The organism is Curtobacterium phoenicis (assembly GCF_047238015.1).
In the GTDB taxonomy this organism is placed as follows: Bacteria; Actinomycetota; Actinomycetes; order Actinomycetales; family Microbacteriaceae; genus Curtobacterium.
In genome coordinates, this window is sequence record NZ_JBDFLZ010000002.1 from 800010 (window position 1) to 822660 (window position 22651).

General features: G+C 73.2%; 24 protein-coding genes. 13 read left to right on the forward strand and 11 right to left on the reverse strand.

Annotation, left to right across the window (positions count from 1 at the left end; translation table 11 throughout):
* Positions 1 to 117: 117 nt before the first annotated feature.
* The 3 genes from ABC270_RS04050 to ABC270_RS04060 all read right to left on the reverse strand — a co-directional run bounded on the left by ABC270_RS04050 (position 118) and on the right by ABC270_RS04060 (position 2055).
* Positions 118 to 876: an HAD-IIB family hydrolase gene (locus ABC270_RS04050; protein WP_412879624.1), complete on the reverse strand. Its 759-nt coding sequence runs from the start codon at positions 874 to 876 to the stop codon at positions 118 to 120.
* A gap of 114 nt (positions 877 to 990) precedes the next feature.
* Positions 991 to 1404, reverse strand: coding sequence for an acyl-CoA thioesterase (locus tag ABC270_RS04055; protein WP_412879625.1), 414 nt, complete (start codon positions 1402 to 1404; stop codon positions 991 to 993).
* Positions 1405 to 1467: 63 nt separating this feature from the next.
* On the reverse strand, positions 1468 to 2055 hold the full coding sequence (locus tag ABC270_RS04060; protein ID WP_412879626.1) for a nitroreductase family protein: 588 nt from the start codon (positions 2053 to 2055) through the stop codon (positions 1468 to 1470).
* An 81-nt stretch (positions 2056 to 2136) separates the two neighbouring features.
* On the opposite strand from ABC270_RS04060, the gene ABC270_RS04065 reads away from it, so the two are divergent.
* Positions 2137 to 3060, forward strand: coding sequence for an AEC family transporter (locus tag ABC270_RS04065; RefSeq protein WP_412879627.1), 924 nt, complete (start codon positions 2137 to 2139; stop codon positions 3058 to 3060).
* Positions 3061 to 3267: 207 nt separating this feature from the next.
* Here ABC270_RS04065 and ABC270_RS04070 read toward each other — a convergent pair whose 3' ends face one another.
* The gene (locus ABC270_RS04070; RefSeq protein WP_412879628.1) at positions 3268 to 4104 is read right to left on the reverse strand and encodes an exodeoxyribonuclease III; all 837 of its coding nucleotides are present in this window, start codon (positions 4102 to 4104) and stop codon (positions 3268 to 3270) included.
* Positions 4105 to 4181: 77 nt separating this feature from the next.
* Between ABC270_RS04070 and ABC270_RS04075 the strand changes: the two genes are divergently transcribed.
* The 5 genes from ABC270_RS04075 to ABC270_RS04095 are packed head-to-tail and all read left to right on the forward strand — an operon-like array spanning position 4182 to position 6403.
* Entirely contained in the window at positions 4182 to 4625 is a 444-nt protein-coding gene (locus ABC270_RS04075) for an Asp23/Gls24 family envelope stress response protein (protein ID WP_412879629.1), read from the forward strand.
* Complete coding sequence (locus tag ABC270_RS04080; RefSeq protein WP_412879630.1) at positions 4622 to 4813, forward strand: DUF2273 domain-containing protein; 192 nt, start codon at positions 4622 to 4624, stop codon at positions 4811 to 4813. The genes ABC270_RS04075 and ABC270_RS04080 overlap by 4 nt, the downstream gene beginning before the upstream one ends.
* Positions 4810 to 5181, forward strand: a complete 372-nt coding sequence (locus ABC270_RS04085; RefSeq protein WP_412879631.1) for a hypothetical protein — start codon at positions 4810 to 4812, stop codon at positions 5179 to 5181. Before ABC270_RS04080 ends, ABC270_RS04085 begins: the two co-directional genes overlap by 4 nt.
* Positions 5178 to 5810, forward strand: coding sequence for a hypothetical protein (locus ABC270_RS04090; RefSeq protein ID WP_412879632.1), 633 nt, complete (start codon positions 5178 to 5180; stop codon positions 5808 to 5810). The genes ABC270_RS04085 and ABC270_RS04090 overlap by 4 nt, the downstream gene beginning before the upstream one ends.
* A complete protein-coding gene (locus ABC270_RS04095; RefSeq protein WP_412879633.1) occupies positions 5807 to 6403 on the forward strand; it encodes a hypothetical protein in 597 nt (198 codons plus the stop codon). Before ABC270_RS04090 ends, ABC270_RS04095 begins: the two co-directional genes overlap by 4 nt.
* A gap of 186 nt (positions 6404 to 6589) precedes the next feature.
* Here ABC270_RS04095 and ABC270_RS04100 read toward each other — a convergent pair whose 3' ends face one another.
* The gene (locus tag ABC270_RS04100) at positions 6590 to 7939 is read right to left on the reverse strand and encodes a peptidoglycan DD-metalloendopeptidase family protein (RefSeq protein WP_412879634.1); all 1350 of its coding nucleotides are present in this window, start codon (positions 7937 to 7939) and stop codon (positions 6590 to 6592) included.
* Between the two features lie 82 nt (positions 7940 to 8021).
* The gene (locus ABC270_RS04105) at positions 8022 to 9680 is read right to left on the reverse strand and encodes a hypothetical protein (RefSeq protein ID WP_412879635.1); all 1659 of its coding nucleotides are present in this window, start codon (positions 9678 to 9680) and stop codon (positions 8022 to 8024) included.
* Between the two features lie 88 nt (positions 9681 to 9768).
* Between ABC270_RS04105 and pyrE the strand changes: the two genes are divergently transcribed.
* Together pyrE and ABC270_RS04115 are read left to right on the forward strand one after the other, a co-directional pair.
* Positions 9769 to 10320 (forward strand): orotate phosphoribosyltransferase, encoded by a 552-nt coding sequence (gene pyrE / locus ABC270_RS04110; RefSeq protein WP_412879636.1) that lies wholly within the window; start codon positions 9769 to 9771, stop codon positions 10318 to 10320.
* Positions 10317 to 12659 carry a septum formation family protein gene (locus ABC270_RS04115; RefSeq protein ID WP_412879637.1) on the forward strand — a complete coding sequence of 781 codons (2343 nt, stop codon included), beginning with the start codon at positions 10317 to 10319 and terminating at the stop codon, positions 12657 to 12659. Before pyrE ends, ABC270_RS04115 begins: the two co-directional genes overlap by 4 nt.
* Positions 12660 to 12764: 105 nt before the next feature.
* Here the strand turns inward: ABC270_RS04115 and ABC270_RS04120 are convergent, their stop codons facing one another.
* Positions 12765 to 13718: an aldo/keto reductase gene (locus ABC270_RS04120; RefSeq protein WP_412879638.1), complete on the reverse strand. Its 954-nt coding sequence runs from the start codon at positions 13716 to 13718 to the stop codon at positions 12765 to 12767.
* 112 nt (positions 13719 to 13830) lie between these two features.
* On the opposite strand from ABC270_RS04120, the gene ABC270_RS04125 reads away from it, so the two are divergent.
* Positions 13831 to 14475, forward strand: coding sequence for a HEAT repeat domain-containing protein (locus ABC270_RS04125; protein WP_412879639.1), 645 nt, complete (start codon positions 13831 to 13833; stop codon positions 14473 to 14475).
* A 355-nt stretch (positions 14476 to 14830) separates the two neighbouring features.
* A complete protein-coding gene (locus tag ABC270_RS04130) occupies positions 14831 to 16135 on the forward strand; it encodes a sodium:proton exchanger (protein ID WP_412879640.1) in 1305 nt (434 codons plus the stop codon).
* 362 nt (positions 16136 to 16497) lie between these two features.
* Here ABC270_RS04130 and ABC270_RS04135 read toward each other — a convergent pair whose 3' ends face one another.
* The gene (locus ABC270_RS04135; RefSeq protein WP_412879641.1) at positions 16498 to 17187 is read right to left on the reverse strand and encodes a metal-dependent transcriptional regulator; all 690 of its coding nucleotides are present in this window, start codon (positions 17185 to 17187) and stop codon (positions 16498 to 16500) included.
* A 23-nt stretch (positions 17188 to 17210) separates the two neighbouring features.
* Between ABC270_RS04135 and ABC270_RS04140 the strand changes: the two genes are divergently transcribed.
* Entirely contained in the window at positions 17211 to 18089 is an 879-nt protein-coding gene (locus tag ABC270_RS04140; protein WP_412879642.1) for a CPBP family intramembrane glutamic endopeptidase, read from the forward strand.
* A gap of 189 nt (positions 18090 to 18278) precedes the next feature.
* On the opposite strand, the gene ABC270_RS04145 is transcribed toward ABC270_RS04140, so the two are convergent.
* Both ABC270_RS04145 and ABC270_RS04150 read right to left on the reverse strand, forming a co-directional pair.
* Entirely contained in the window at positions 18279 to 19076 is a 798-nt protein-coding gene (locus tag ABC270_RS04145; RefSeq protein WP_412879643.1) for a methyltransferase domain-containing protein, read from the reverse strand.
* Positions 19077 to 19083: 7 nt separating this feature from the next.
* The gene (locus ABC270_RS04150) at positions 19084 to 19881 is read right to left on the reverse strand and encodes an HAD-IIA family hydrolase (RefSeq protein ID WP_058725198.1); all 798 of its coding nucleotides are present in this window, start codon (positions 19879 to 19881) and stop codon (positions 19084 to 19086) included.
* Positions 19882 to 20205: 324 nt separating this feature from the next.
* On the opposite strand from ABC270_RS04150, the gene ABC270_RS04155 reads away from it, so the two are divergent.
* Together ABC270_RS04155 and ABC270_RS04160 are read left to right on the forward strand one after the other, a co-directional pair.
* Entirely contained in the window at positions 20206 to 20781 is a 576-nt protein-coding gene (locus tag ABC270_RS04155; RefSeq protein WP_412879644.1) for a TetR/AcrR family transcriptional regulator, read from the forward strand.
* Positions 20782 to 20794: 13 nt separating this feature from the next.
* On the forward strand, positions 20795 to 21427 hold the full coding sequence (locus ABC270_RS04160; protein WP_412882032.1) for a TrmH family RNA methyltransferase: 633 nt from the start codon (positions 20795 to 20797) through the stop codon (positions 21425 to 21427).
* A 32-nt stretch (positions 21428 to 21459) separates the two neighbouring features.
* Here the strand turns inward: ABC270_RS04160 and ABC270_RS04165 are convergent, their stop codons facing one another.
* The gene (locus ABC270_RS04165; protein WP_412879645.1) at positions 21460 to 22620 is read right to left on the reverse strand and encodes a PP2C family protein-serine/threonine phosphatase; all 1161 of its coding nucleotides are present in this window, start codon (positions 22618 to 22620) and stop codon (positions 21460 to 21462) included.
* Between the last annotated feature and the right edge of the window lie 31 nt (positions 22621 to 22651).

A 22651-nucleotide genomic window follows, 5' to 3' on the forward strand; every position in this document is an offset into this window, starting at 1 on the left:
GTTCTGTCGCTTTCGCGGAAGGGACAGAGCAGCGCGCCTCGCGCGGACGCGACCAGGCGGACGGACGGGAGGCCCGTGGCGGATCCGCCACGGGCCTCCCGTCCGTCCCGGTGCGCGTCAGCGCAGCGTCGGGATCAGCTCCGTCAGGAACGCGTCGGTGTCCTCCCAGCCCTCCACCGCGTGGCAGGGGACGCCGAGGGCCTTCACCGGGTAGTCGTTGCCCTCGGGGTCGAGGCGGTCACCGACGAACAGCATGTCGTCGAGCGCGATGCCCGTGAGTTCGGCGAGGCGACGCATCCCGTAGGCCTTGTCGATGCCCTTGCGGGTGATGTCGATGCTCGTGGATCCGCCCGAACGGACCTCGAGGTCCGGGAGATGCTCCTGTACGAGCCGGCGCAGGTGGTCCTTCTTCTCGCCGGTCGGATCCCACTGCTTCTTCACGTCGACCGGTGCCGCCTGGCCGAGGGCCGAGAAGGTGATCTGCGAGCCGCGGTCCTCGAGGATGTCACCCCAGGTCTGCGCCTCCCAGTAGCCGGCCTGCTTCGCCCGCTCCTCGACGGCGGCGAGGGCGCGGGCCTTCTGGTCGTCCGTGAGGTCCTCGGCGTACTGCAGGGCCCAGTCGTCGTCCTGCCAGCGGTAGTACCGGGTGCCGCAGGTCGGCAGGAGGTGGAGGTCGTCGAGCGTCAGGCCGTCGCGGTGCCGGAGCGGCGTGACGAGCTGCTGCTCGAACTGGTGGAAGTTGCCACCCGAGATGACGGCGACCGGCACGACCTCGAGCAGGGATGCGAAGGTCTCGAGCATGCGGGGGTCGAGCGGCGACTTCGACGGGGCGAGTGTGTCGTCCAGGTCGAAGGCGACGAGGCGGGGCGTGGTCATGGCACTGATCCTGCCAGAGTCGCACCGGGCGGACGGTGCGAGCAGGGGAGCGTGCGGATCGGTTGCGGGGGACCGCGCGGTCAGTGCGCCGTGCGGCTCGCGCCCTGCTGTCGGTCAGGCCCGGTGCGTCGCGGGGACGCGGTCCCGCGCGTAGGTGATGTCCGTGTAGCCGTGCGGCGCCGGGTTGCCGTCCTGGTCGAGGTTGACGAAGACGACCTCGTCGATGGTCAGGATGCTGCGGTGCGTGAAGAGGTTGCGCGCCTCCGCCCGCATCGTCAGCGAGGTCCGGCCGAAGCGGGTAGCGACGAGGCCGATCTCGACGATGTCGCCCTCGCGCGCGGACGACACGAAGACGATCTCGGACATGTACTTCGTCACGACCTTGCCGTTGCCGAGCTGGATGATCGCGTAGACCGCGGCCTCCTCGTCGATCCAGCGCAGGAGGCTGCCACCGAACAGCGTGCCGTTGGCGTTGAGGTCCTCGGGACGGACCCACTTGCGGGTGTAGAAGTTCATCTCGTTCTGCATGTCAGTACATACTACGACGGCCGGGCCCCCTCGGGACCCGGCCGTCGTCGCGGCGTGTGACGCCTACTCCTTGACGAGGACGACCTCGTCGAGCGGGAGGCGCGTGCGGGGAGCGACCTCGCGCTCGGCGGCCTTGTCGTCGAGCTGGGACGGGTCGGCGACCGTGCCGATCGCCGTCACGGTGTAGGGCAGGAAGCGCTCCGGCAGGTCGAACGCGGCGCGGAGCCCCTCAGCGTCGATGCCCGCCATCTGGTGCACGTGCAGCCCCTCGGCGTGCGCCTGCACGGTCAGCGCGGCGAGCGACTGGCCGAGGTCGTACTGCGCGAACGGGCGCTCCTCGCCGTCCTCGGACACGGTCTCGAGCACGCCGACCACGAGCGCGCTGGCACGGAACGCCCACGCGGCGTTGAAGCCGAGCAGGTTCTCGTTGATCTTCCGGAACGTCTCGGTGCCCCGGCGGCCGGCGATGAAGCGGCGCGGCTGGTGGTTCATGGCCGAAGCGGCCCAGCGTGCGGCCTCGAGGACGGCGTCGAACGCGGCGTCGTCGATGGTCGCGGTCTCGTCGTAGGAACGCGGGCTCCAGCGCTCCTCGAGGAGCGGCACGAGGGGCTGGCTGGAGTCGGTCGAGCGGGTGAGCGTCTGCGAGGTCATGGTGCCCTCAACGGTATTCGATGCGCTCGCATTTCCGGGCTGTACGACGTCACATGGAGTCGGGGTGCCAGGATGGACGGGATGGGTGGCGTCTTGACCGGGTTCGCGATCATCGGCGCGATCGTCGCCGCCGGCTACGTCGTGGGGCGGACCGGCCTGCTCGGTCCGCACGCCCAGTTCGTGATGAGCCGGCTCGCCTTCTTCGTGCTCATGCCGTGCCTGCTGTTCCGCACCATCGCGACGGCGGACATCGCCGCGCTCCTGTCGCCGGTGCTCTGGGTGTCGCTCCTCAGCGCGCTCGTGGTGGCACTGGCTGCTGCGACCGTGTTCCGGGTGGTGCTCCGGCGGCCCCTCGCGACGACGACGGTCGGCGCGCTCGCGTCGAGCTACGTCAACGCGAACAACATCGGCCTGCCGGTCGCCGTGTACGTGCTCGGGCAGGCCACCGCCGTCGTGCCGGTGATCCTGCTGCAGCTCATCGTCCTCGCGCCCATCGCGCTGACGGTCCTCGACACCGCGACAGCCGGGTCCGGCAGCATCGGGCGCCGGATCGCCGGGCCGTTCCGGAACCCGATCATCATCGCGTCGCTCGTCGGGCTCGCGTTCAGTGCGCTGCACGTCGAGCTGCCCACGCCCGTGCTCGAGCCGTTCTCGCTGGTCGGGGCCGCCGCCGTGCCCGTCGTGCTGCTCTCGTTCGGGATGAGCCTGCACGGCGCCACACCGCTGCGGGACCCGGCGATCCGGACCGACGTCGTCGTGGCGTCGGCGATCAAGCTCGTGGTGATGCCGGCGGTGGCGTTCGTGTTCGCCCGGTTCGTGTTCGGGCTCGGCGCGCATGACGTCTTCGTGCTCACCACGCTCGGCGCGCTGCCGTCGGCGCAGAACGTCTTCAACTACGCGCAGCGCTACGGCGCCGCCGTGCCGGTGGCGCGGGACGTCGTGCTCGTCACGACCGTCGGGTCGGTCCCGGTGCTCGTGGCGGTCGCGGCCCTGCTGCACCCGTAGCGCCGTGGCCGGCCGGTCCGACCGCCGGCCTGGAGGCGCGGGTCGGGCCCGCACCGCGCCTCCAGGCCGGCGTGGGTCGAGAACGGACCTGCACTCGCGACCCGCTCGGTGCACGCGACCCGCTCGGTGCCCGCGACCCGCTCAGTGCTCGGGAGCGCGAGCGCGCGTGCGCGCGCGAGGCCGCGTGCGCTCGTGGCGCGGGGAGGGTCAGAAGATCATCGGGCGGTCGTCGTCGAGCGAGGTGTCGAGGTCGAGGTCGACCGTCACGGGCACGTGGTCGCTCGGAGCGTCGCCCTTCCGCTCGGTGCGGTGGATCGCCGCGTCCGTCACGACGTCCGCGAACGCCTGCGAGCCGAGCACGAAGTCGATGCGCATGCCCTCGTTGCGCGGGAACCGCAGCGACTTGTAGTCCCAGTAGGTGTAGCCGTCGGGGACGATCGGCCGCACGACGTCCTGCAGACCGCGCTCCTCGAAGGCCCGGAACGCCGCCCGCTCCGGTTCGCTCACGTGGGTCGCGCCCTCGAACACGGCCATGTCCCAGACGTCCTGGTCGAGCGGGGCCACGTTCCAGTCGCCCATCAGCGCGAGCGGCAGCTGCGGGTCCTCGGTGAGCCACTCCGACGTGCGGTCGGCGAGCTGGGCCAGCCAGTCGAGCTTGTACGTGTAGTGCGGATCGCCGAGCTCGCGGCCGTTCGGCACGTACAGGCTCCAGAGCCGGACACCGTCCACGGTCACGCCGATCGCGCGGGCCTCGACCGGGAGATCAGGTCCCTCGTGCCCCTTGAGGAAGCCCGGCTGGCCGGGGAAGTCCCGCGTGATGTCCTCCATCGGCAGCCGACTGGCGAAGGCGACGCCGTTCCACTGGTTCAGCCCGTGCGCCTCGACCTGGTAGCCGGCGGCTTCGAAGGCCTCGGTCGGGAACTGCTCCGGCTTGCACTTGATCTCCTGCATGCCGAGGACGTCGACGTCCTCGCGCACCAGCCAGTCGACGATCCGACCCACTCGGGTGCGGACGGAGTTCACGTTCCAGGTCGCCACGCGCATGGGTCCGAACCTACCGGTCCCTCCCCGGTGGGATGGTGTTCGCTGGAGTGCACCACCGGATCAGATCGGAGACCCCCATGGCATCGACCACGGACCGCGTCGACGGGACCACCACCGGGACCACGACGACACAGGTGACCACCAAGGGCAAGACGCTCATCGACGACGCCGTCGTGGCGAAGGTCGCGGGCATCGCCGCCCGCGACGTCCCCGGCGTGCACGCCCTGGGCGGCAACACAGCGCGCGCGTTCGGGGCGATCCGGGACGCCATCGGGTCGAGCGACCTCGGGCAGGGCGTCCGCGTCGAGGTCGGCGAGACCCAGGCCGCGGTCGACGTCACGATCGTCGTCGAGTACCCCGTGCCGATGATGCAGGTCGCCTCCGCGGTGCGCGAAGCCGTGACCGCCGCGGTCACCGACCTCGTCGGGCTCGAGGTCACCGAGGTCAACGTCGCGATCAACGACGTCGAGATCCCGGGGCTGCCGGCCGCGACCGAGGACCCCGAGGGTCGCGTGCGATGAACGCCACCGTGGTCGGCGCGGGCGCCGGGGCGGTCCTCGCGATCGTCGCCGTGACGCTCGGGTTCTGGGCGTTCGTCGTCGTCGCCGTGTTCATGCTCGTCGGGGCACTCGTCGGTCGGATCGTGAGCGGCGACCTCGACGTGCGCCGACTCGTCGACGTGCTGCGCGGACGCCGGAGCTCGTCGTGACCGGCGCCGTCGTCGCCGGCGGGACCGGCAGCGGCGGCGTCGTGCCCGGGTGGGACCGCATCGGTCCCGCCGCGCTCGTCCACACTGCGCAGGCGGTCGCCTCCGAGGCGCTCCGCGCACCCCTCCGGGAGGTCCGTGCCCGGGTCGCCGACGACGGGCACGGTTCGCTCGCGGTCGAGATCACAGCCCCGCTCGTCGTGCCTGCGCTGGGAACCGGGAACGTCCCCTCTGAGCCGGTGCTGCGCACGGCACACCTCGCCCGTGGCACGATCGCCGAGCGGTTGCACGCGATCACCGGGCGGCAGGTCGACCGTGTGGACGTGACGTACGCATCGTCGGTCGTCGACGTGCCGAGGAGGGTGCGGTGAGCGCCGCGCCGGGCGGTGACCCGAACCGTGGGACCGACGACCCGTCTCCGGAGATCGAGCGGGTGTACCGACGGGTCCTCCGCCGCGAGACCTCGGCGTCGCGTTCGGGCACCGTCGTCGTCGCGATGCTGCTCACCGTCCTGCTGGCCGCTGCGGTCGTGTTCGCGGCCGCCGTCGTCCTCCTCGGTCAGCGGGTCCTCCGCGTCGATCCCCGAGCGGTCGTCGACACGGCGGTGCGGGCCCCTGCCGGCCTCGACACGACCGTCGTGGTGACCATCGGCGCGATCGTCGCCGTCGTCGGGTTGGTATTCCTGCTCCGCGGACTCCTGCCGCAGCGACGGCCCCGGCACACCCTGCCGTCCGATCGGCTCGCGGTGGTCGTCGACGACGAGGTGCTCGCGTCCGCCGCTGCCCGTGCGGCCCGTTCCGCCACCCGTCTCGGCCCGGACGCGGCCGTCGGCACCGTGGGCCGCCGGACGGTCGACGTGGTGCTGCGCCCCGCTGCCGGCGTCGACGTGCCCGTGATCGACGCCACCGAGGCCGTGCAGCGGGAGCTCGACGCCGTCGCGGCCCAGCCCACGGTGACGCCGCACGTCCGCGTGCAACCGACCGGGAGGGTGGACGGGTGAACGCCACGAACCGCGTCGTCGGACGAATCGCCCTCGTCCTCGTCGGGCTCACACTGCTCCTCGCCGGAGCCGGAGCCGTCCTGGTGCAGACCGTGCCGGTCGCCGCAGGGGTCTGGCACGACCTCGCACGAACGGGCCTGGCCGACCTCGGGACCCGCGTTGCCCAGGGAACGTCGCTCGTCGCGTGGACCGCGGTCCTCGGTGTCGCGGTCGTCGTCGGGGTGCTCGCCCTGGCGGTGCTCAGCACGCTCGGTGGTGGCCGCACGGGCACGGTCGTGCAGGACGACGGCGGCGCCGACGGTGTCGCGGGATCGGTCCGGATCGAGGCAGCAGCCGTCCAGCACGCCCTGTCCTCCGCGATCGGCGCACTGCCGCAGGTGGCGTCGCTCGCCGTGGACGTCTACCGGGTGCGTGGTCGCCGTGCCGTGCGGATCCGGGTGCGCCCGCGTCGAGGAGCCGGGCCGCGCGAGCTCACCGAGCGTGTCGAGGCGATCGTCGCGGACCTCGATGCGTTGCTCGGTGAGCGGCTGCCGGTCCTGCTCGAGATCGCGCGTGGCGGCGTCGGGTCGGGGAGGCCGGACCGGGTGCACTGACGCCGGCGCAGGTGGTTGCGGCGCGGTTGCCGGTGCTCGCGTGGGTGCCGGCGTCGGCGTGGGTACCGGCGCGGAGTGCCGGCGCGGGTTGCCGGCGCGCGCTCGACCGGAGGCATCTCGAACCGCGGATGCGCGCGGTTCGAGGTGTCTCGAGTTGTGCGAGCGCGTCGCAGCGGACCCGTCGGGCTAGATGCCGACGCCGCGAGCGCGGAGGAAGGGCACGGGGTCGGTCGTGGTGCCGCCCGTGTGGACCTCGACGTGTGCGTGGCACCCGGTCGAGTTCCCGGTGGAGCCCACGAGCGCGATGAGCTGCCCGGCCGAGACACGCTGCCCGGGCGACACCCGGAACCCGCCGTTCACGATGTGGCCGTAGGCGGTCGTGATCCCGCCAGCATGGGAGATGCGCACGTAGTTGCCGTAGCCGCCGTACCAGCCGACGTACTCGACCGTCCCGGCAGCGGCCGCGACGATGGCCGACGAGCAGGGGCTGCCGAGGTCGACCCCCTCGTGGAAGATGACGCCGCCGTGGATCGGGTGGACGCGGTAGCCGTACGGGCTCGTGATGCCGCCGCTGGCCGGCCGGACCCAGCCGGTGCCCGAGCCGGAGCCGGCCGAGCCGCCCGAGGACCCGCCGCTCGACCCCGCGGACGCGCCGGAGCCGCCAGCGGACGAGCCGCCACTGTTCGCCGCGGCGGCAGCGGCGGCCGCGGCAGCAGCGGCACGGGCGGCCGCTTCACGTGCTGCCTTCTCCTCCGCCGCCTTGCGGATCGCCTCGCCCTTCGCGAACTCCTTCTCGGAGCGGACGCGACCCGAGGTGAGCGTCGCGAGCTGCGCGTCGAGCCGCGCCTTGTTCGACTGCTGCTCCTCGTACGCTGCCTGGACCTCGTCGGACGCGGCCTGCGCTGCGTCCATCCGCTCCTTCGCCTCGTCCGCGAGTTCGTCGAGCTTCTTCGCCGCGCGGTCGGCCTGCGCCGTGAGGGACCGCGCGACCGAGGCGTCCGCGGAGGCAGCGGCCTCGACGCGTTCGGCCTGCTCGGACAGCTTGCTCAGGGCACCGAGGTTGTAGAGGAGGTCGGAGGCATCCTCGCTGCTCCCGACCACGGAGGCGGTGACGTCCGCGCCGCCGGATCGTGCCATCTGCGCCGCGAGCTGCCCGGCCTGTGCCGCGCTCTGCTCGGCGGTCTCGGCGTGTTCGTCGGCCTCGGCTCGGAGCTTCTGTTCCGTCTCGGCCTGCCGCTGCGCCGCGGACTGCGCCTTCTGGAACGCGTCACCGAGGCGCTGGGCCTCGGCCTGGGCTTCCTCGAGGTCGTCGGACAGGCCGTCGATGATGCCGCGGATCTCGGTGATCTGCGCCTGCTTGTCGGACTCCTTGCCCCGGGCGGCGAGGACGTCGTCCCACGACGGGTACGTCTTCGCCTGGGCCCCCGGCGCGTCCAGCACGACCGAACCGACGAGCCCCGCCAGTGCCAGAGCCGTCACGGCGAGGCGGAGCGGGAGGGCCGGGCGGCGAGGCCGGTGGCTGGTGGCACGAGTCACAGGAGGAAGCCTATACATCCGTACAGGCAGACCGGGCCGTGGGCGCGCCGCTGTGGAGAGAACCTGCTGGACACAGCGGGGCTCAGAAGCCGCGGTCGCGCAGGGTCTGCTCCGCGCTCCGAACGACCCGTTCGCGGAGGACGGCCGCGCCGGCGGTCCCCGCGTAGTCGTACACGTCGAACCCCGCGCAGTGCGTGATCGACGCCGGTGCGCCGAGCGAGTCCTCCACCGCGCGGGTCCACACGTCGCCCGAGCCGATGACCACGAAGGTCGGCCGCGCGCCGCGGTAGGCACCGAGGTCGACCAACCACGGGTAGGTGTCGAACGTGTCCCGAACCTGCAGGAGTTCGACGTTCGGCGCCGCGTACGTCGCGAGCGGCCGCACCGTCCAGAACTGTCCGACCCCGGTGACGTCGCGGCCCCCGGCCCAGCGGTCGAGGCAACCGGCGGCCGGGTAGCGCGCGTCGGCCACGCTCCGGACGGTCCCCGGGACGGTCGCCACCCCCGCCACGAGCACGGCTGCCGCGCCGATCGCGAGCACGGTGCGCACCGCGCGCGACGGTCGGTGGACGCGGGTCGCGCGGACGGCGGTGCGGGTGAGTTCGGCGACCGCGACGAACGCCAGGAGCGGCGCCGTCACGATGGGCTCGAGGTACCGCGGGGTCTCCGAACCGGCGACGACGACCCCGACGGACACGGCGACCACCGTCACGAGCGGCAGCACGGTGGCGACGAGCACCGTGCGCGAGGTCCGCACCCGCCAGGCCCACACCGTTCCGCCCACCGCGAGGAGCACCCCGACGAAGAGCAGCAGCAGCCCGGCGTCGCCCGCCGCGGAAGCCGCACGGTCGTCGGTGAGCTGCGCGAAGAACGCCAGGGTGTCGAACGCCTGCGCGGGGTGCACGTAGGTGGACGGGTCGAGCGACACGAACGGCCGGAGCGGGATCCGTGCGAGGTAGCCGACCACGGAGCCGACGACCAGCACGCCGCCGACCAGGGCGGCCGGACGCCACGGCACCCGTCGGGCCAGGGCGAGCAGCGCGAGGGTCACCACGACTGGGCCCGCCGACCACGGCACGAACAGCGGGTTCGACGCGGTCGTCAGCGCCGCGACGAGACCGAGCATGACGAGGACCGGCACCGACGCCCGTCCGGTCCGCACGGTTCGGAGCACGAGCACGGCGGTCCCGAGCATCGCCAGCACGGCGCCGTAGTAGTAGGTGGTCGTGAGGAGCAGCGACGCGAGTTCGAGCGAGGTCGCCGTCGCGGTCGACTCGGTCAGGACGAGTGCCGTGACGAACGCGAGCGCCAGCCCCGACACCGCGATCCGGGCCGCCCGCCCGGCCGAGGGCATGAGTTCGTTCGCCGCCGCGCGGAGCAGCGCGTAGACCGCGAGGAACACGAGCACACCGTTGAGTGCGAGTGCCTGCTGCGGGGTCGCCGTCACCACCGAGCAGAGCAGGTAGACCGGGAGCTCCGGGAAGAAGAACAGCGCGGGGGACATGGCCCACTCGAACGGCTGTCCGGCGTCGAGCGAGCGCCGGACCAGCGGGAGCAGCACCGAGTCGCCGTCGTACCAGAGCAGGGCGACCCGCGGGGTGGCGACGACGTGGCGCAACGCGATGACGGACAGGGCGAGCGCGACCAGGGCACCCAGTGCCTCCCGGCCGATCGCGGCCCACCTGCCCGCGGGGGCCGCACGTCCCGCCTCGACTGCTGGCGGCGGTGCGGAGCGGGGCATGCTCCGGAGCGTACCGAGCGCGCCTCGGCGTGCGCCGCCCAGGTGGACAGCAGCGCCCGACCACCCCGACCGGCTACTCTGGTGCGCTGTGACTGACGTGCGCGCCCAGCTGATCGACCACATCACGGCCGATGCCGTGTTCCACGGCGACTTCACCCTGACCAGCGGCAAGCAGGCGTCGTACTACATCGACCTGCGCAAGGTCAGCCTCGACCACCGTGTGGCACCCCTGATCGGGCAGGTGATGACCGACCTCATCGCCGAGGTCCCGGACGTCGCCGCCGTCGGCGGTCTCACCATGGGGGCTGACCCGATCGCGAGCGCCGTGCTGCACCAGGCGGCCGCCCGCGGCCTCGCGTACGACGCGTTCGTCGTCCGCAAGGAGCCGAAGGACCACGGTCGCGGCCGGCAGGTCGAGGGTCCCGACGTCCGCGGCAAGCGGGTCATCGTGCTCGAGGACACCTCGACCACCGGCGGCTCGCCGCTCAAGGCGGCCGAGGCGCTCGAGCGTGAGGGCGCGATCATCGCCGCGGTCGCCGTCGTGGTCGATCGTGACACCGGCGCCAAGGAGAAGATCGAGGCCGCCGGCTACCCCTACTACGCCGCCATCGGGCTGGCCGACCTGGGGTTGTCCGCGTGACCGGGGAGCGTCCGGACGACGCGCAGCGCCCCGAGGACACCGCCGGCACCGGAGACGGGACCGACGGCCTGGAGGCACGGCGCGCGTCGGACGCGGACGCTCCGTTCCACGGTCTCCGCAGTGCCGCGGACATCTTCGGCGCTCCCCGCTCGGCGGAGGAGTGGCCGTCCCGACGGGAGCGTCGTGAGGCGATCAAGGCCGCGCAGGAGACCGGTGCGCCGCTCCCGGAGCCGTTCACGGCACCGACGGAGGAGGACCACCCCGCCGATGCGGAGTCGGCTCCGGCCGGAGGTGCCGTCCGCGACGAGGAAGCCGCGCGCGACGAGGCCGCGGACGACGCCGACGCCGACGCCACGCAGGCGATCTCGATGCCCGAGGAACTCCGGGCGCCGTCGCAGCACGCCCACCCGAGCTCGATCCAGCTCCCGACCGCGCAGACGAACCGGGACGCGCGCGCTGCCGAGGCCCGGGCGCTCGACGAGGAACGCCGCCGCACCGACCCCACGGGGGCCGGCCGGGACGACGTCGACTGGCTCGGCCGTGCGACCGGCACCGGGACCGGAGCGGTGACGGTCGGGGAGCCGATGGCACGGCAGCCGCTCGGTGTCGAGGACGCCCTGCCGTCTGCCGACGAGCCGCCGAGCTTCACCGACCTGCTGCGGGTGCAGTCGTCGCCCGACGACGGGGCTCCCGGGCCGGACCGACCCTTCGACTGGGCCGTGCGCGACGACGAGACGGGTGAGGTCCCCACGGCGCTGACCTCCGATGCGTACGACACGACCGCGTTCGGCACGGCCGCGTTCGACACCGGCGCGCTCGCCACGGGGTCGTGGAGCCTCGCGGACGAGGCCGAGGCCGAGGACGAGGTCGTCACGGGGGAGGTCCCCGCCGCGGGCCCCGGCGGCTCCGCCGCTGCCGCGCTCGGCGCTGCTGGAGCGGCCGCTGCCGGTGGGGCCGCCGCTGCGCCGACGGGAGCCGAGCCGGACGTCCCGACGACGCGACTGTCCGTACCGGACGCGGCCACGGGCCTCCCGGTCGAACCGTCACGGCCGTCGACCCCTGCCGAGCCGGAGCGCACGTCCGCGCCCGCCGAACCCGAGTCCGCGCCCGCCGAGCCCGAGTCCGCGCCGGCCGAGCCGGCCGCGTCCGCCGAGTCCGCACCCGGCGGGCCCGCGTCTGCGGCCGAGCCGGCTGCGTCCGCCCCGACCAGGTGGTCGCTCTCCGACGACGCCGAGGAGACCCCCACCGTCGCCTTCGAGCCGCCGCGCTCCGCGACCGCGACCCCGTGGTGGGCCGAGCCCGACGACGCGGTGCCGCCGACCGCCGCCCCGCCGCTGGTCGAGCCAGCCCCCGAGTCGTACCCGGCGCACCTCCCGCCCGCGGTCGGGCAGGACTTCGACGGACTCCTGTCCGACCCTGACCCCCGTCCGGACTCCGGGCCCGCCGCGACGGCCGGCCCCGCGGCCGGCCCGCTGCGACCGGAGGACATCGACCAGTCCGAGTGGACCGACCGCGAGACGAGCGACACGAGCGCGATCAAGGACCTCTTCGGAACCGCCGCCGTCGACCAGCTCGGCACGACCGGCTACGACCCACACGACACCGGCACGGCGATGATGCCGGCGGTCCGGTCCTCCCCGTCCGCCGCTCCAGCGGCCCGCGCACCGGAGACCCCGCCGCCGTCGCAGCAGGGCATCATCAACCAGCAGTTCGCCAAGTTGCAGGGCGAGGGGACGCGCGGCAAGCAGCTCCTCATCGGTGGCGCGGTCGTGCTCATCGTCGTGCTGCTCGTGCTCGTGTTCCTGTTCGCGAAGTGGATCATGGGCAACACGGTCGCCGACCACCTGGTGCCGCCCACGGCGTCGCCGACGGCGGCAGCGCAGTCCGCGGCGCCGTCGTCGACCCCCTCCGCCGAGGCCGAGCAGGCGCAGACGCCCGCGACGGCGCTCCAGTTCGCGACCACGCCGGCGGCCCCGGGCGAGCACGAGTGGACGGACCTCGCGGGCGGGGAGTGCCTGTCGCCGTTCACGAACGCGTGGGCGCAGACCTTCACGGTCGTCGACTGCAGCACGCCGCACGCTGCGCAGCTCACCGCGCGGCTGCCCGTGCAGGCGGACGCGTACCCCGGGGCGGACGCGCTCTCGGCGCAGGCTGCGGAGCAGTGCCAGACCTCGGCGGCGTTGGACACCGCGGCCGCGGCTTCGGTCGGCGACGTGCAGGTCCAGGGGGCCTACGCTCCGGACGAGTCCACGTGGCAGCAGGGCGACCGGTTCATCTCGTGCTTCGTCACACGGTCGTCCGGGCAGGAGCTCACGGGGTCGCTCGCGCCGACGGCGTAGGTCGAGGCGGCAGACACTGCGGCGGTGCGTCGCGGGAGCGACGGAGAACGTGTCGATCGACGCGTGCTCCGTCGCACCCGCGGGCCGCGGCAGCTCGGCCCGCGGTCAGCGCGCGGCAGACACCTTTGCCGACGCGTCCGACAGGGTCCGCAGTTCCTCGGCGCTGAGCTCGAGCTCCGCCGATGCCAGCAGCGCCGGCAGCTGGTCGGTGTTCCGGGCGCTGGCGATCGGCGCGACGACGTCGGGCTGCGCCTGGAGCCACGCCAGGGCCACGGTCGCGATCTCCACGCCGTGCCCGCTGGCGATCGTGTCGAGGGCGTCCACCACCGCGAGCCCCTCGTCGGTGAAGTAGCCCGACACCTGCCCCTCGCGGTCCGCCCCCGCGAAGTCCTCCTTCGAGCGGTACTTCCCGGTGAGGAACCCGGCGGCGAGGGCGAAGTACGGCACGACCCCGAGGTGCTCAGCGGCGGCGAGCGGCGCGATCTCCGACTCGTACGGCTCCCGCGTCACGAGGTTGTAGTGCGGCTGGATGGCGACCGGCTTCGCGAGGTCGTTCTCCGACGCGATGCGGATCCACTCCTCGGCGCGCTCCCGCGAGTAGTTCGAGATCGCGGTGTACCGGACGAGGCCCTCGCGCACGAGTTGGTCGAACGCCCGCACGGTCTCCTCGAGCGGGGTCGACTCGTCGTCGAAGTGCGCGTAGTACAGGTCGATCCGGTCGGTGCCGAGCCGCTCGAGGCTGGCCCGGGCGGCCGCAGCGACGTTCGACGCCGAGAGGCCCTGGAACTCCGGGTGCTGCGACACCTTGGTCGCGATGACGACGTCGTCGCGCTTCCCCGAGGCACGGAGCCACGAACCGATGACCCGCTCGGACTCGCCGCCGCTGTTGCCCGGCGCCCACGCGGAGTACACGTCGGCCGAGTCCACGAAGTCCCCGCCGGCGCCCGCGTACGCGTCGAGGACCCGGTGGGAGGTCTGCTCGTCGGCCGTCCAGCCGAACACGTTGCCGCCGAGGGCGAGGGGGAACACGGTGAGGTCGCTGGTACCGATGCGGGGCATGGTGGTCCTTTCGTGGTCGGAGCGCCACGGCGACGACGACGGCCGCGACCCTCCCACGCTATGCCCGGCTCCCTGTCGCCCGACCAGAGGCTTCGCAGTGTTGCATGAGGGGATGCCCACGCTGACCGACCACCTCACCGACCCCCGCTCCTCCGTGCGCCTGCGCGCCGTGATGGCGGCCGGCACCGCGGCGGACCCGCAGGACCTCGACGTCCTCCTCGAGCAGTGCGCGGTCGACCCGGACCTGCAGGTCCGGGAGGCCCTGACGTGGTCGCTCGTCCGACTGCCCGCCGACCTCGTCGTGCCGCGGCTCGTGGCCGAACTCGACCGACCTGAGGCCCAGGCGCGGTCGCAGGCGCTGCACACCCTCTCGAAGATCCGCGACGGCTCCGTGTACCCCGAGGTCGCCGACCGGATCGGCGACGACGACCCCGGCGTCCGGCGGACGGCCTGGCGCGCCGCCGCCGTGCTGGTGCCGGACGAGGAGCGTCCTGCCCTGGCACGTCGCCTCGCCCTCGAGCTCGGCGAGGGTGACCGCGACCGGCGTCTGGCTCTCAGCCGTGCCCTGGTGTCCCTCGGCGAGGACGTCGTCACGCCGGTCCTCGCCGACGCCTCGGCGCGCCGTGGTGACGCGGTCCGCGAGCACGCCGCCGAGACCGAGCGGCTGCTCCAGGACCCGGATGCCGCGTCGTCGCTCGCGCTGGAGCGCGCGCGGCGCGAGATGGCGCTGGGACGCAGCAAGCGCGCCTCGGGCTGACGACAGCGGCGCCGGCGCGCTTCCGGCTGGGGCGAGCGACGGACGGCCTGGAGGCGCGTGGCGGCGCCGCCACGCGCCTCCAGGCCGTCCGCGCCAGCGCAGGGCGGGTGATGGAACCCGGGGATTCGGCGTCTCGAAACCAGCGGATCGGCTTGCGTGTCCGCGCCGACACCGGCCAGGGTGGACGTCGAAGGGGAGTAGCTCCCAGCGCGTGCATCGACACACTGACCATCACGACGATCGGTCCGGTGCACCACCCGCGGCCGTCCGGCCCGGGCGAGCGAGACCTTCGGCCGTTCCGCCGTGGCCGAGGTCCTCCCGAGGTGCTCCGCCGTGGCTCCGACCTGGAGACACCATGACCGACACCCTGTCGAACCCGACGCCGCGCACCGCGTCGACGCCGACCATGCACGCCGCACGAATGGGCCGCAGCGCCTGGGGCCGCATCGCGATCTGCGTCGTGCTCGCCCTGCCCGCCGTCGTGTTCCGGCTGGCCGGCTTCGCCCCGAACCCCGTGGCGGACCTGCTCGTCTTCGGTGGCGCGGTCGTCGCCGCCTCGTTCCTGCTCGCGTGGGCCGCCGAGGCCGCGCAGAAGGACATCGCCGGTGCCCTGGCCATCGCGATCCTCGCGCTCATCGCCGTGCTGCCCGAGTACGCCGTGGACCTGTTCTACGCGTTCCGCTCCGGCTCCGACCCTGCGTTCGAGCAGTTCGCCGCCGCGAACATGACCGGGTCGAACCGGCTGTTGCTCGGATTCGGCTGGCCGCTCGTCGTGGTCATCTCGCTCCTCGTCGCCCGGCGGTACGTGCGCGCCGGCTCGCTGCCCGCGTCGGCCACACGGGTGCTGCAGCTCGAACAGTCGTCGCGGCTGGACATCGGGTTCCTCGCACTCCTGGCGATCGTGGCGTTCCTCATCCCGCTCTTCGGCTCGATCCCGCTGTGGTTCGGCTTCGTGCTCCTGGCGGCGTTCGTCGCGTACCTCTGGCGCGCGTCCAAGGTCGCCGACCGTGACGACGAGGACGAGGAGATGGTCGGCATGGCGGGGAACATCGCCTCCATGCCGACCCGTGCCCGGCGCTGGACGATCGTCGCGCTGTTCGTCGTCGCGGCCGCGGTGATCCTGTCGTCCGCGGAGCCCTTCGCCGAGGCGCTCGTCGACTCCGGCAGCGCGCTCGGCATCGACAGCTACTTCCTCGTGCAGTGGCTCGCGCCGCTCGCGACCGAGGCGCCGGAGTTCATCGTCGCCGCGCTCTTCGCCCTGCGGGGGATGGGCAGCGCGGCCATCGGGACGCTCATCGCCTCGAAGGTCAACCAGTGGTCGCTGCTCGTCGGATCGCTGCCGATCGCGCACGTGCTCGGTGGCGGCACCACGGGCGGGCTGCCACTCGACGGTCGGCAGGTCGAGGAGTTCATGCTCACGGCCTCGCAGACGGTGCTCGGCGTGGCGATCATCATCGCGCTGCGGTTCCACCGATGGTCGGCGATCGCGCTCGTGGCGCTCTTCGCGGTGCAGTTCGTGGTGACGGACACGAGCGGGCGGTGGGTGCTCAGCATCGTGCACCTCGTCGCGGCGGTCGTCGTGTTCTGGATCAACCGGCGCGAGATCGCGCCGACGGTGGCGGCGCCGTTCCGGCGGCAGGCGGCCGTCGAGCGCGCCTGAGGCGGTCCGCGGAGCGGCGTGCACCGCGACGTGCCCGGTGCACCGCACGCGGCGCGTGGTGCGCGGCGCGTGGTGCGTGGTGCGTGGTGCGCTGGGCGGTTGGTCGCAGAACCTGTCGGGTCACGGCAGTGCGGGCGACGGGTCCCGCGACCGGGGCAGACGTGAGCGGCAGGTCGTGCGACCAGGCTGCCGCCGGACGGGAGGCGCGGGGCGGGCTGGTGCCGTGCCTCCCGTCCGTGGGAAGGCGCGCGGGGCGCGGCGCGCGGTCGCAGGAGGTGCCGGGGTCACGGACGTGGGAACGACGCCCCCCTGCGACCACGACGGACCTGATCGGCAGGTCCTGCGACCAGGTCCGGGCCCGCTCAGTCGTCGTCGGGGGCGAGCCAGATGGCGGTCGCGGCCGCGGCGGGCAGGTCGACGAGGGACTCCGAACCGTCGGCGGACCGGCGTGCGACCGCGATGACGCCCGCGTAGTCCCGCACCTGCTCGACCCGGAGGTGCGTCCCGAGCGCGACCCCGAGCTCGTCGAAGTAGCGCAGGAGCGAGGGGTCGTCGTCGGACACCCGGTCGACCGTGCCGCAGGTCCCCGGGGTGACCGTGCCGAGGAGCGCGCCGGGGGACTCCGGCAGGGTGCCGTCCGCGCGGGGGATCGGATCGCCGTGCGGGTCGTGCGTCGGATGCCCGAGGTCGGCGTCGACGCGGTCGAGGAAGGTCTCCGACACCGCGTGCTCGAGCGCCTCGGCCTCGGTGTGGACCTCGTCCCAGCCGTAGCCGAGTCGCCGCACCAGGAAGGTCTCGATCAGCCGGTGTCGACGGACCATCGCCACCGCCACCTGCTGGCCGAGCGGGGTCAGGACGACGCCGTAGTAGGGGGTGTGCTCGATCAGGCCGTCACGGTCGAGCTTCCGGAGGTTGCCCGACACCGTCGACGCCGAGACCTTCAGCGCAGCCGCGATGTCCCGGGTGGCCAGACCCGCGTCGCCGCGCTCGCTCGCCTTCCAGATGAGCTTCACGTAGTCCTCGGCCATGGCGCTGAGGGAGGGAAGCCGCATACGCCAATGGTACAAACGCAAGGGTGACGTCAGCAGCCCCGGCCCGCAGACGGCGCTGGCCGGTTCCTCCTTCGCTCCTGGTCGGCGTCGCACCCCTCGTCGCGTTCGCTGCGGTCAGCGCCTGGCGGGCCCGTCCGAGTGACGACTACCCGAGCCTGGGGCAGACGGTCGACAGCGTCGTCCGGTCGCTCGTCGTCCCCGAGGCGATCGCGGTCGCGGCGCTCGCCGTCGTGGTCACGGGGCTCGGCTGGTGGCGGATCGCGACCGTCGACCCGACCCGGACGCCGCTCCGGTGGACGATGATCGCGCCGCTCGGGGTCCTGCTCGTGTGCCTGGTGCGGCTGCCGCTGATCGACTGGGATGCGCTGCCCGTGCGGTACTTCCTGCTGCTCACGGTCGGGGTGCTGTTCGTCGGCGTGTTCGAGGAGCTGATGACCCGGGGCGTCCTGCTCGTCGGGCTGCGTCGACGCCTGCCCGAGTTCGGCGTGTGGGCGGTGTCGTGCGTGCTGTTCGGGTTGCTGCACCTGCTGAACATCCTCGCCGGGGCCGGAGTCGGACCCACGGTGCTGCAGGTCGTGTTCGCGGCGTCGTTCGGCTCGACGCTGTACGTCGCACGGCGCCTGACCGGGAGCCTGCTCGCGCCCGTGCTGCTGCACGCGTTCTGGGACTTCGGGTCGATCGGCTACTCGGCCACGGCTGACCCGTCTGACGGCTCGATGCTCGTGACCGCCGGGGTGATCGGGCTGTTCTCGTTCGGGCTGCTCGCGTTCGGGATCGTCGCCGGCGGCATGGTCGCGTGGCGGGACGACCGCCCGCGGCGGCTGCGGCGACGGTGGGCCGGGGTGCCACCGATGGCGGCGTACGCGGCGCGCGGGGACGAGCCGCGCCTCCGGGGGTTCTGAGGGGAGCCGGCGCGTCGTGCGCGCCACGCGCGCGGCGAACGGTGCCGTGACCGGCGCACGACCGAAGTCACCCCGAACCGCGGGATGCACCGGTTCGGGGTGACTCTGGTTGTGCGGGCGCAGACGACACCGGGGCCCGCGCGGCGTGCGGGCGCGCGGGCGCGAGCGCGGGCGCGGGGGCGCGGCGCCTCAGCGCTTGCGGCCCACCGCGAACACCCGACGGAACGGGTACACCGTGCCGTGTCGACCGGCCGGGTACGCGGCGCGCAGGGCAGCGGCGTACCGCTCGGTGAACGCGGCCGTCAGCCCGCCCGACGGATCGGCTGCGTCGAGGGCGGCGACGGCCGGCCGGAGGCCCGTGCCACGGACCCACGCGAGCACCGGGTCCTCGCCGGACAGGAGCTGCGCGTACGTCGTCTCCCACGCCCGCGCCTCGAGGCCGGCGTCGAGCATGAGGCCGAGGTACCCCGCCGGGTCGAGCACCGGGTCAGCACGCAGGACGCCGTCGAGTGCGGACGCCCACGGACCCTCGGCCGCGACCGACCGCATGAGCGCGTGCGACGGCGAGCCGAAGTTGCCCGGCACCTGCATCGCGAACCACGCACCCCGCTGCAGCGCGGCGAACCAGCGCGGGAGCAGGTCGACGTGCGACGGCACCCACTGGAGCGCGGCGTTCGTCACGACGACGTCGTCGGACGCGCTCGGTGTCCAGTCCTCGATCGCGCCGAGCTCGAAGGACAGTCCGGGGACGTCGGACGGCGCCGCGGCCAACATCTCCGCGGAGCTGTCGATGCCGACCACCTCCGCGCCGGGCCAGCGCTCCGCGAGGGTGGCGGTGAGGGTCCCCGGGCCGCAACCGAGGTCGACGACGCGACCAGGTGCCTCCCGGCCGTCACCCGCGGGCCACGCGACCTGCGCGACAAGGTCGTGGAACGGCCGCGCGCGGTCGTCCGCGAAGGCGGCGTAGCGGTCCGGGTCCCAGCGCACGCCGTGCCTACATCTCGACTTCGAACGGCTCGGTGCGCACGAGCTCGTGCACGCCGGAGATGACCTCGCTCGGGCGGAACGGGTACTTCTCGATCTCGGCCTGGTCACTGATGCCGGTCATCACGAGCACGGTGTGGAGCCCGGCCTCGATGCCGGCCTGGACGTCGGTGTCCATCCGGTCGCCGATCATGCCGGTGTTCTCCGAGTGCGCCCCGATGCGGTTCATCGCGGAGCGGAACATCATCGGGTTCGGCTTGCCGACGACGTACGGCTGCTTGCCGGTGGCCTTCTCGATCATCGCGGCGATGGCGCCGGTCGCGGGCAGCACGCCCTCCGCACTCGGGCCCGTCGCGTCGGGGTTCGTGACGATGAAGCGGGCGCCGTCGCGGATGAGCCGCACGGCCTTCGTGATCGCCTCGAACGAGTAGTTCCGGGTCTCGCCGACGACCACGTAGTCGGGGGCGGTCTCGGTCATGATGAACCCGGCCTCGTGCAGTGCCGTGGTCATGCCGGCCTCGCCGATCACGAACGCGGAGCCGCCGGGCATCTGGGACCGGCAGAAGTCGGCGGTCGCGAGCGCGCTCGTCCAGATGCGCTCCTCGGGCACGTGCAGGCCGGACCCGCGGAGCCGGGCGCTCAGGTCGCGCGGCGTGAAGATCGAGTTGTTGGTCAGGACGAGGAACTCGGTGCCCTCGTCCAGCCACTGCTGGATGAGCTCCGGGGCCCCCGGGAGGGCCTGGTTCTCATGGACGAGCACGCCGTCCATGTCCGTCAGCCAGCACTCGACCTCGTCGCGGGTTGCCATGGCCTCACTGTAGTGCGCGCGCACGGTCGCGCCCGGCGCGTGCTGAGAGCAGGCCGGGAGGCTCGGATCGGCCCTTGCGCGTCGGCGTCGGTTCCCGGGATGGTCGAGTCACCGACCGCCGCTCGGCTTTGCCGTAGGGTTTTCGGTACACGTACTGGAAACGGAGACCCCACTGTGCTCGTCGACCCCGTCGCCCACTCCGCAACGCCTCGATCCGGCGCTGCTGGTGCCTCTGCCGCCCCCGCCGCCGGGGCTCTGGACGTCGGGGGCGAGGTGGCGCCGCGGCGTCGACGCGGTCGCCCGAACGTGCTCTCGCGCGAGCAGGTGATCGACGCAGCGACGCGGATCGCCAACGAGGAGGGGCTCGACCGGCTCTCGTTCCGGGCCCTCGGCGCAGCGCTCGGCGTGGCCCCGATGACCGTGCACCGGACGATCGGCGGGCTCGAGGACCTGCACGCCGAGCTCGTCCGCCGCACCGTCGACGAGTTCGCGTCCACGTTCGTGTGGCCCTCCGACTGGCGCGAGGTCGTCCGGGTCTTCGCGTACACCTTCCGTGACCTGATGACGACGCACCCGCTCGTGCTCGAGTCGCACAGCCGGCACGCCCCGCTGGCCTCGACCGAGTCGGACGGCGTCGTCCGGACCGTCGTGGGTGCCCTGCAGCGCGCCGGGTTGTCCGACCGTGAGGCGATGTACGCGTTCTTCGTCGTCTACGACTTCGTCGTCGGGCACGTCGGTGTCCTCGTCGGCCGGGGATCGTCCGAGGCCGGGCGTCCGGAGCGGCACGCGCTCGTGGCGGAGATCCTCGGGACGCACTCCTACGAGGACCGTTTCACGCTCGGGGTGGACGTGCTGCTCGCCGGCATCGACGCGCGGGTCGCGGGCCTGCGCGCGTCCTAGTCTGGAGGGCGTGATCGACGCCGCACCCGAGCCCTCCCACGAGCGCACGACCAACGGCGTCGGCCCACACCCGGAGCCGTGGCCCGACGACCCGCGCCTCGACCCGGAACTCCTCGCGAACGGTGACAGCCGCAACGTCGTCGACCGCTTCCGGTACTGGTCGATGGCGGCGATCGTCGCCGACCTCGACACCCGTCGCCACGCATTCGACGTCGCGATCGAGAACTGGCAGCACGACCTCAACATCGGGTCGATCGTGCGGAGCGCCAACGCGTTCCTCGCCGGCACCGTGCACGTCATCGGGCGACGCCGGTGGAACAAGCGCGGCGCGATGGTCACCGACCGCTACCAGCACGTCCGGTACCACCCGGACGTCGCGTCGTTCCTCGACGCCATGCGCGCCGAAGGGCGCCCGGTCGTCGCGATCGACAACACCGACGGCGCGGAGCGCATCGAGACCACGGCGATCCCGGAGCGCTGCGTGTTCCTCTTCGGGCAGGAGGGCCCCGGGCTGACCGACGAGGCCGTGGAGGGGGCGGACGCGCACCTCGAGATCACCCAGTACGGATCCACCCGGAGCATCAACGCATCGGCCGCCGCTGCGATCGTGATGCACAGCTGGATCGTGCAGCACGCCACGGACTGACGGCAGCGCGCTGCGCGCTGGAGTCGTGGTCCTCAGGCGTCGCGGGTCAGCAGCACCACGGTCACGTCGTCCTCGGCACGTTCGGCGGCGCGGAGCCGCACCGTCTCGAGGAACGCCTGGTGGTCCCGCGTGCGCTCGAACGTCCGAGCGAGCTCGGACAGGGTGTCGATCGTCCCGTCGCCGAGGTCGAGTGCGCCGTCGCTCGCGACGAGCAGTGCGTCACCGGGGGCCAGCGTGACGGTCGTGACCGACCGTGCGGCGCCGACCGGATGCAGGCCGAGCGGCAGGTCGTGCGAGCGGAGCACCCGGTGCCGGCCGTCGGCGCCGAGGTGCACGACGAGTCCGTGTCCAGCGTCGACCGCCTCGACCGCACCCGTGCCGAGGGTGACCCGGGCGTGGAACAGCGTGGCGAACGCGCTCGCGGCGACGAGGTCCTCCGCGACCGCCGGTTCGACGGCCCGCACGGCGTCCCCGGGTGCCCGGTCGCGGTGCTGTCGGAGCGCCGCCCGGATCCCTGCGGCGAGGATCGCTGCGGGTTGCTCCTTGCCCATCACGTCGGCGAGCGTCAGGGTGAGGTGCTGCCCGTCGGTCCACCAGTCGTGCAGGTCGCCGCTCGTCTCGCCGTACGGCACCGAGATCGCGGAGACGTGCAGGTCACCGACCCCGAGCGGAGCGGGTGTCAGAGCCGCCACGACGTCCTGCAGACGGTCGTGGTGGAGGCCCTGCCCGAGTGCGCGTTCCGCCCAGCGCCCGAAGTCGATCAGCGCCGCCTCGTCGGCGAGCGAGAAGTCCCGCGGCCGCGTGTCCATGAGGCAGAGCGTCCCGACGGGCACGCCGCCGGGCATCGTCAGCGGGACGCCGGCGTAGAAGCGGATGCCCCGGTTCGTCACCCCGGGCAGTCCGGCCGTTCGCGGGTCGGCGGTCGTGTCGCAGATCACCGTCGGTTCGACCTGCCGGACCGTCAGCTGGCAGAACGACCAGCCGATCGGTCCGGACACGATCTCGTCCGGGACGTTCGGCGTCAGCGTGTGCAGCAGGTCGTCGTCGAGGACGTTGACGTAGGACAGCGGGACGTCGAAGACCTCGCGGGCGACCCGGACGATCCGTTCGAACCGCTCGGACGGCGCCGCCCCCACCACGTCGAGCGCCGCCACGAGTGCCGCGCGCGCCGATCCGGAGCCGACCTCGTCCATCCTGCGTCCTCCTGGTCCGTTCCCGGTCGAT

Coding starts and splice junctions, on each gene's coding strand:
- ABC270_RS04125 (WP_412879639.1), top strand. CDS start 13,831: ATGCCCACGCTGACCGACCACCTCACCGACCCCCGCTCCTCCGTGCGC.
- ABC270_RS04075 (WP_412879629.1), top strand. CDS start 4,182: ATGGCATCGACCACGGACCGCGTCGACGGGACCACCACCGGGACCACG.
- ABC270_RS04135 (WP_412879641.1), bottom strand. CDS start 17,187: ATGCGGCTTCCCTCCCTCAGCGCCATGGCCGAGGACTACGTGAAGCTC.
- ABC270_RS04130 (WP_412879640.1), top strand. CDS start 14,831: ATGACCGACACCCTGTCGAACCCGACGCCGCGCACCGCGTCGACGCCG.
- ABC270_RS04080 (WP_412879630.1), top strand. CDS start 4,622: ATGAACGCCACCGTGGTCGGCGCGGGCGCCGGGGCGGTCCTCGCGATC.
- ABC270_RS04050 (WP_412879624.1), bottom strand. CDS start 876: ATGACCACGCCCCGCCTCGTCGCCTTCGACCTGGACGACACACTCGCC.
- ABC270_RS04120 (WP_412879638.1), bottom strand. CDS start 13,718: ATGCCCCGCATCGGTACCAGCGACCTCACCGTGTTCCCCCTCGCCCTC.
- ABC270_RS04150 (WP_058725198.1), bottom strand. CDS start 19,881: ATGGCAACCCGCGACGAGGTCGAGTGCTGGCTGACGGACATGGACGGC.
- ABC270_RS04070 (WP_412879628.1), bottom strand. CDS start 4,104: ATGCGCGTGGCGACCTGGAACGTGAACTCCGTCCGCACCCGAGTGGGT.
- ABC270_RS04165 (WP_412879645.1), bottom strand. CDS start 22,620: ATGGACGAGGTCGGCTCCGGATCGGCGCGCGCGGCACTCGTGGCGGCG.
- ABC270_RS04105 (WP_412879635.1), bottom strand. CDS start 9,680: ATGCCCCGCTCCGCACCGCCGCCAGCAGTCGAGGCGGGACGTGCGGCC.
- ABC270_RS04065 (WP_412879627.1), top strand. CDS start 2,137: ATGGGTGGCGTCTTGACCGGGTTCGCGATCATCGGCGCGATCGTCGCC.
- ABC270_RS04055 (WP_412879625.1), bottom strand. CDS start 1,404: ATGCAGAACGAGATGAACTTCTACACCCGCAAGTGGGTCCGTCCCGAG.
- ABC270_RS04060 (WP_412879626.1), bottom strand. CDS start 2,055: ATGACCTCGCAGACGCTCACCCGCTCGACCGACTCCAGCCAGCCCCTC.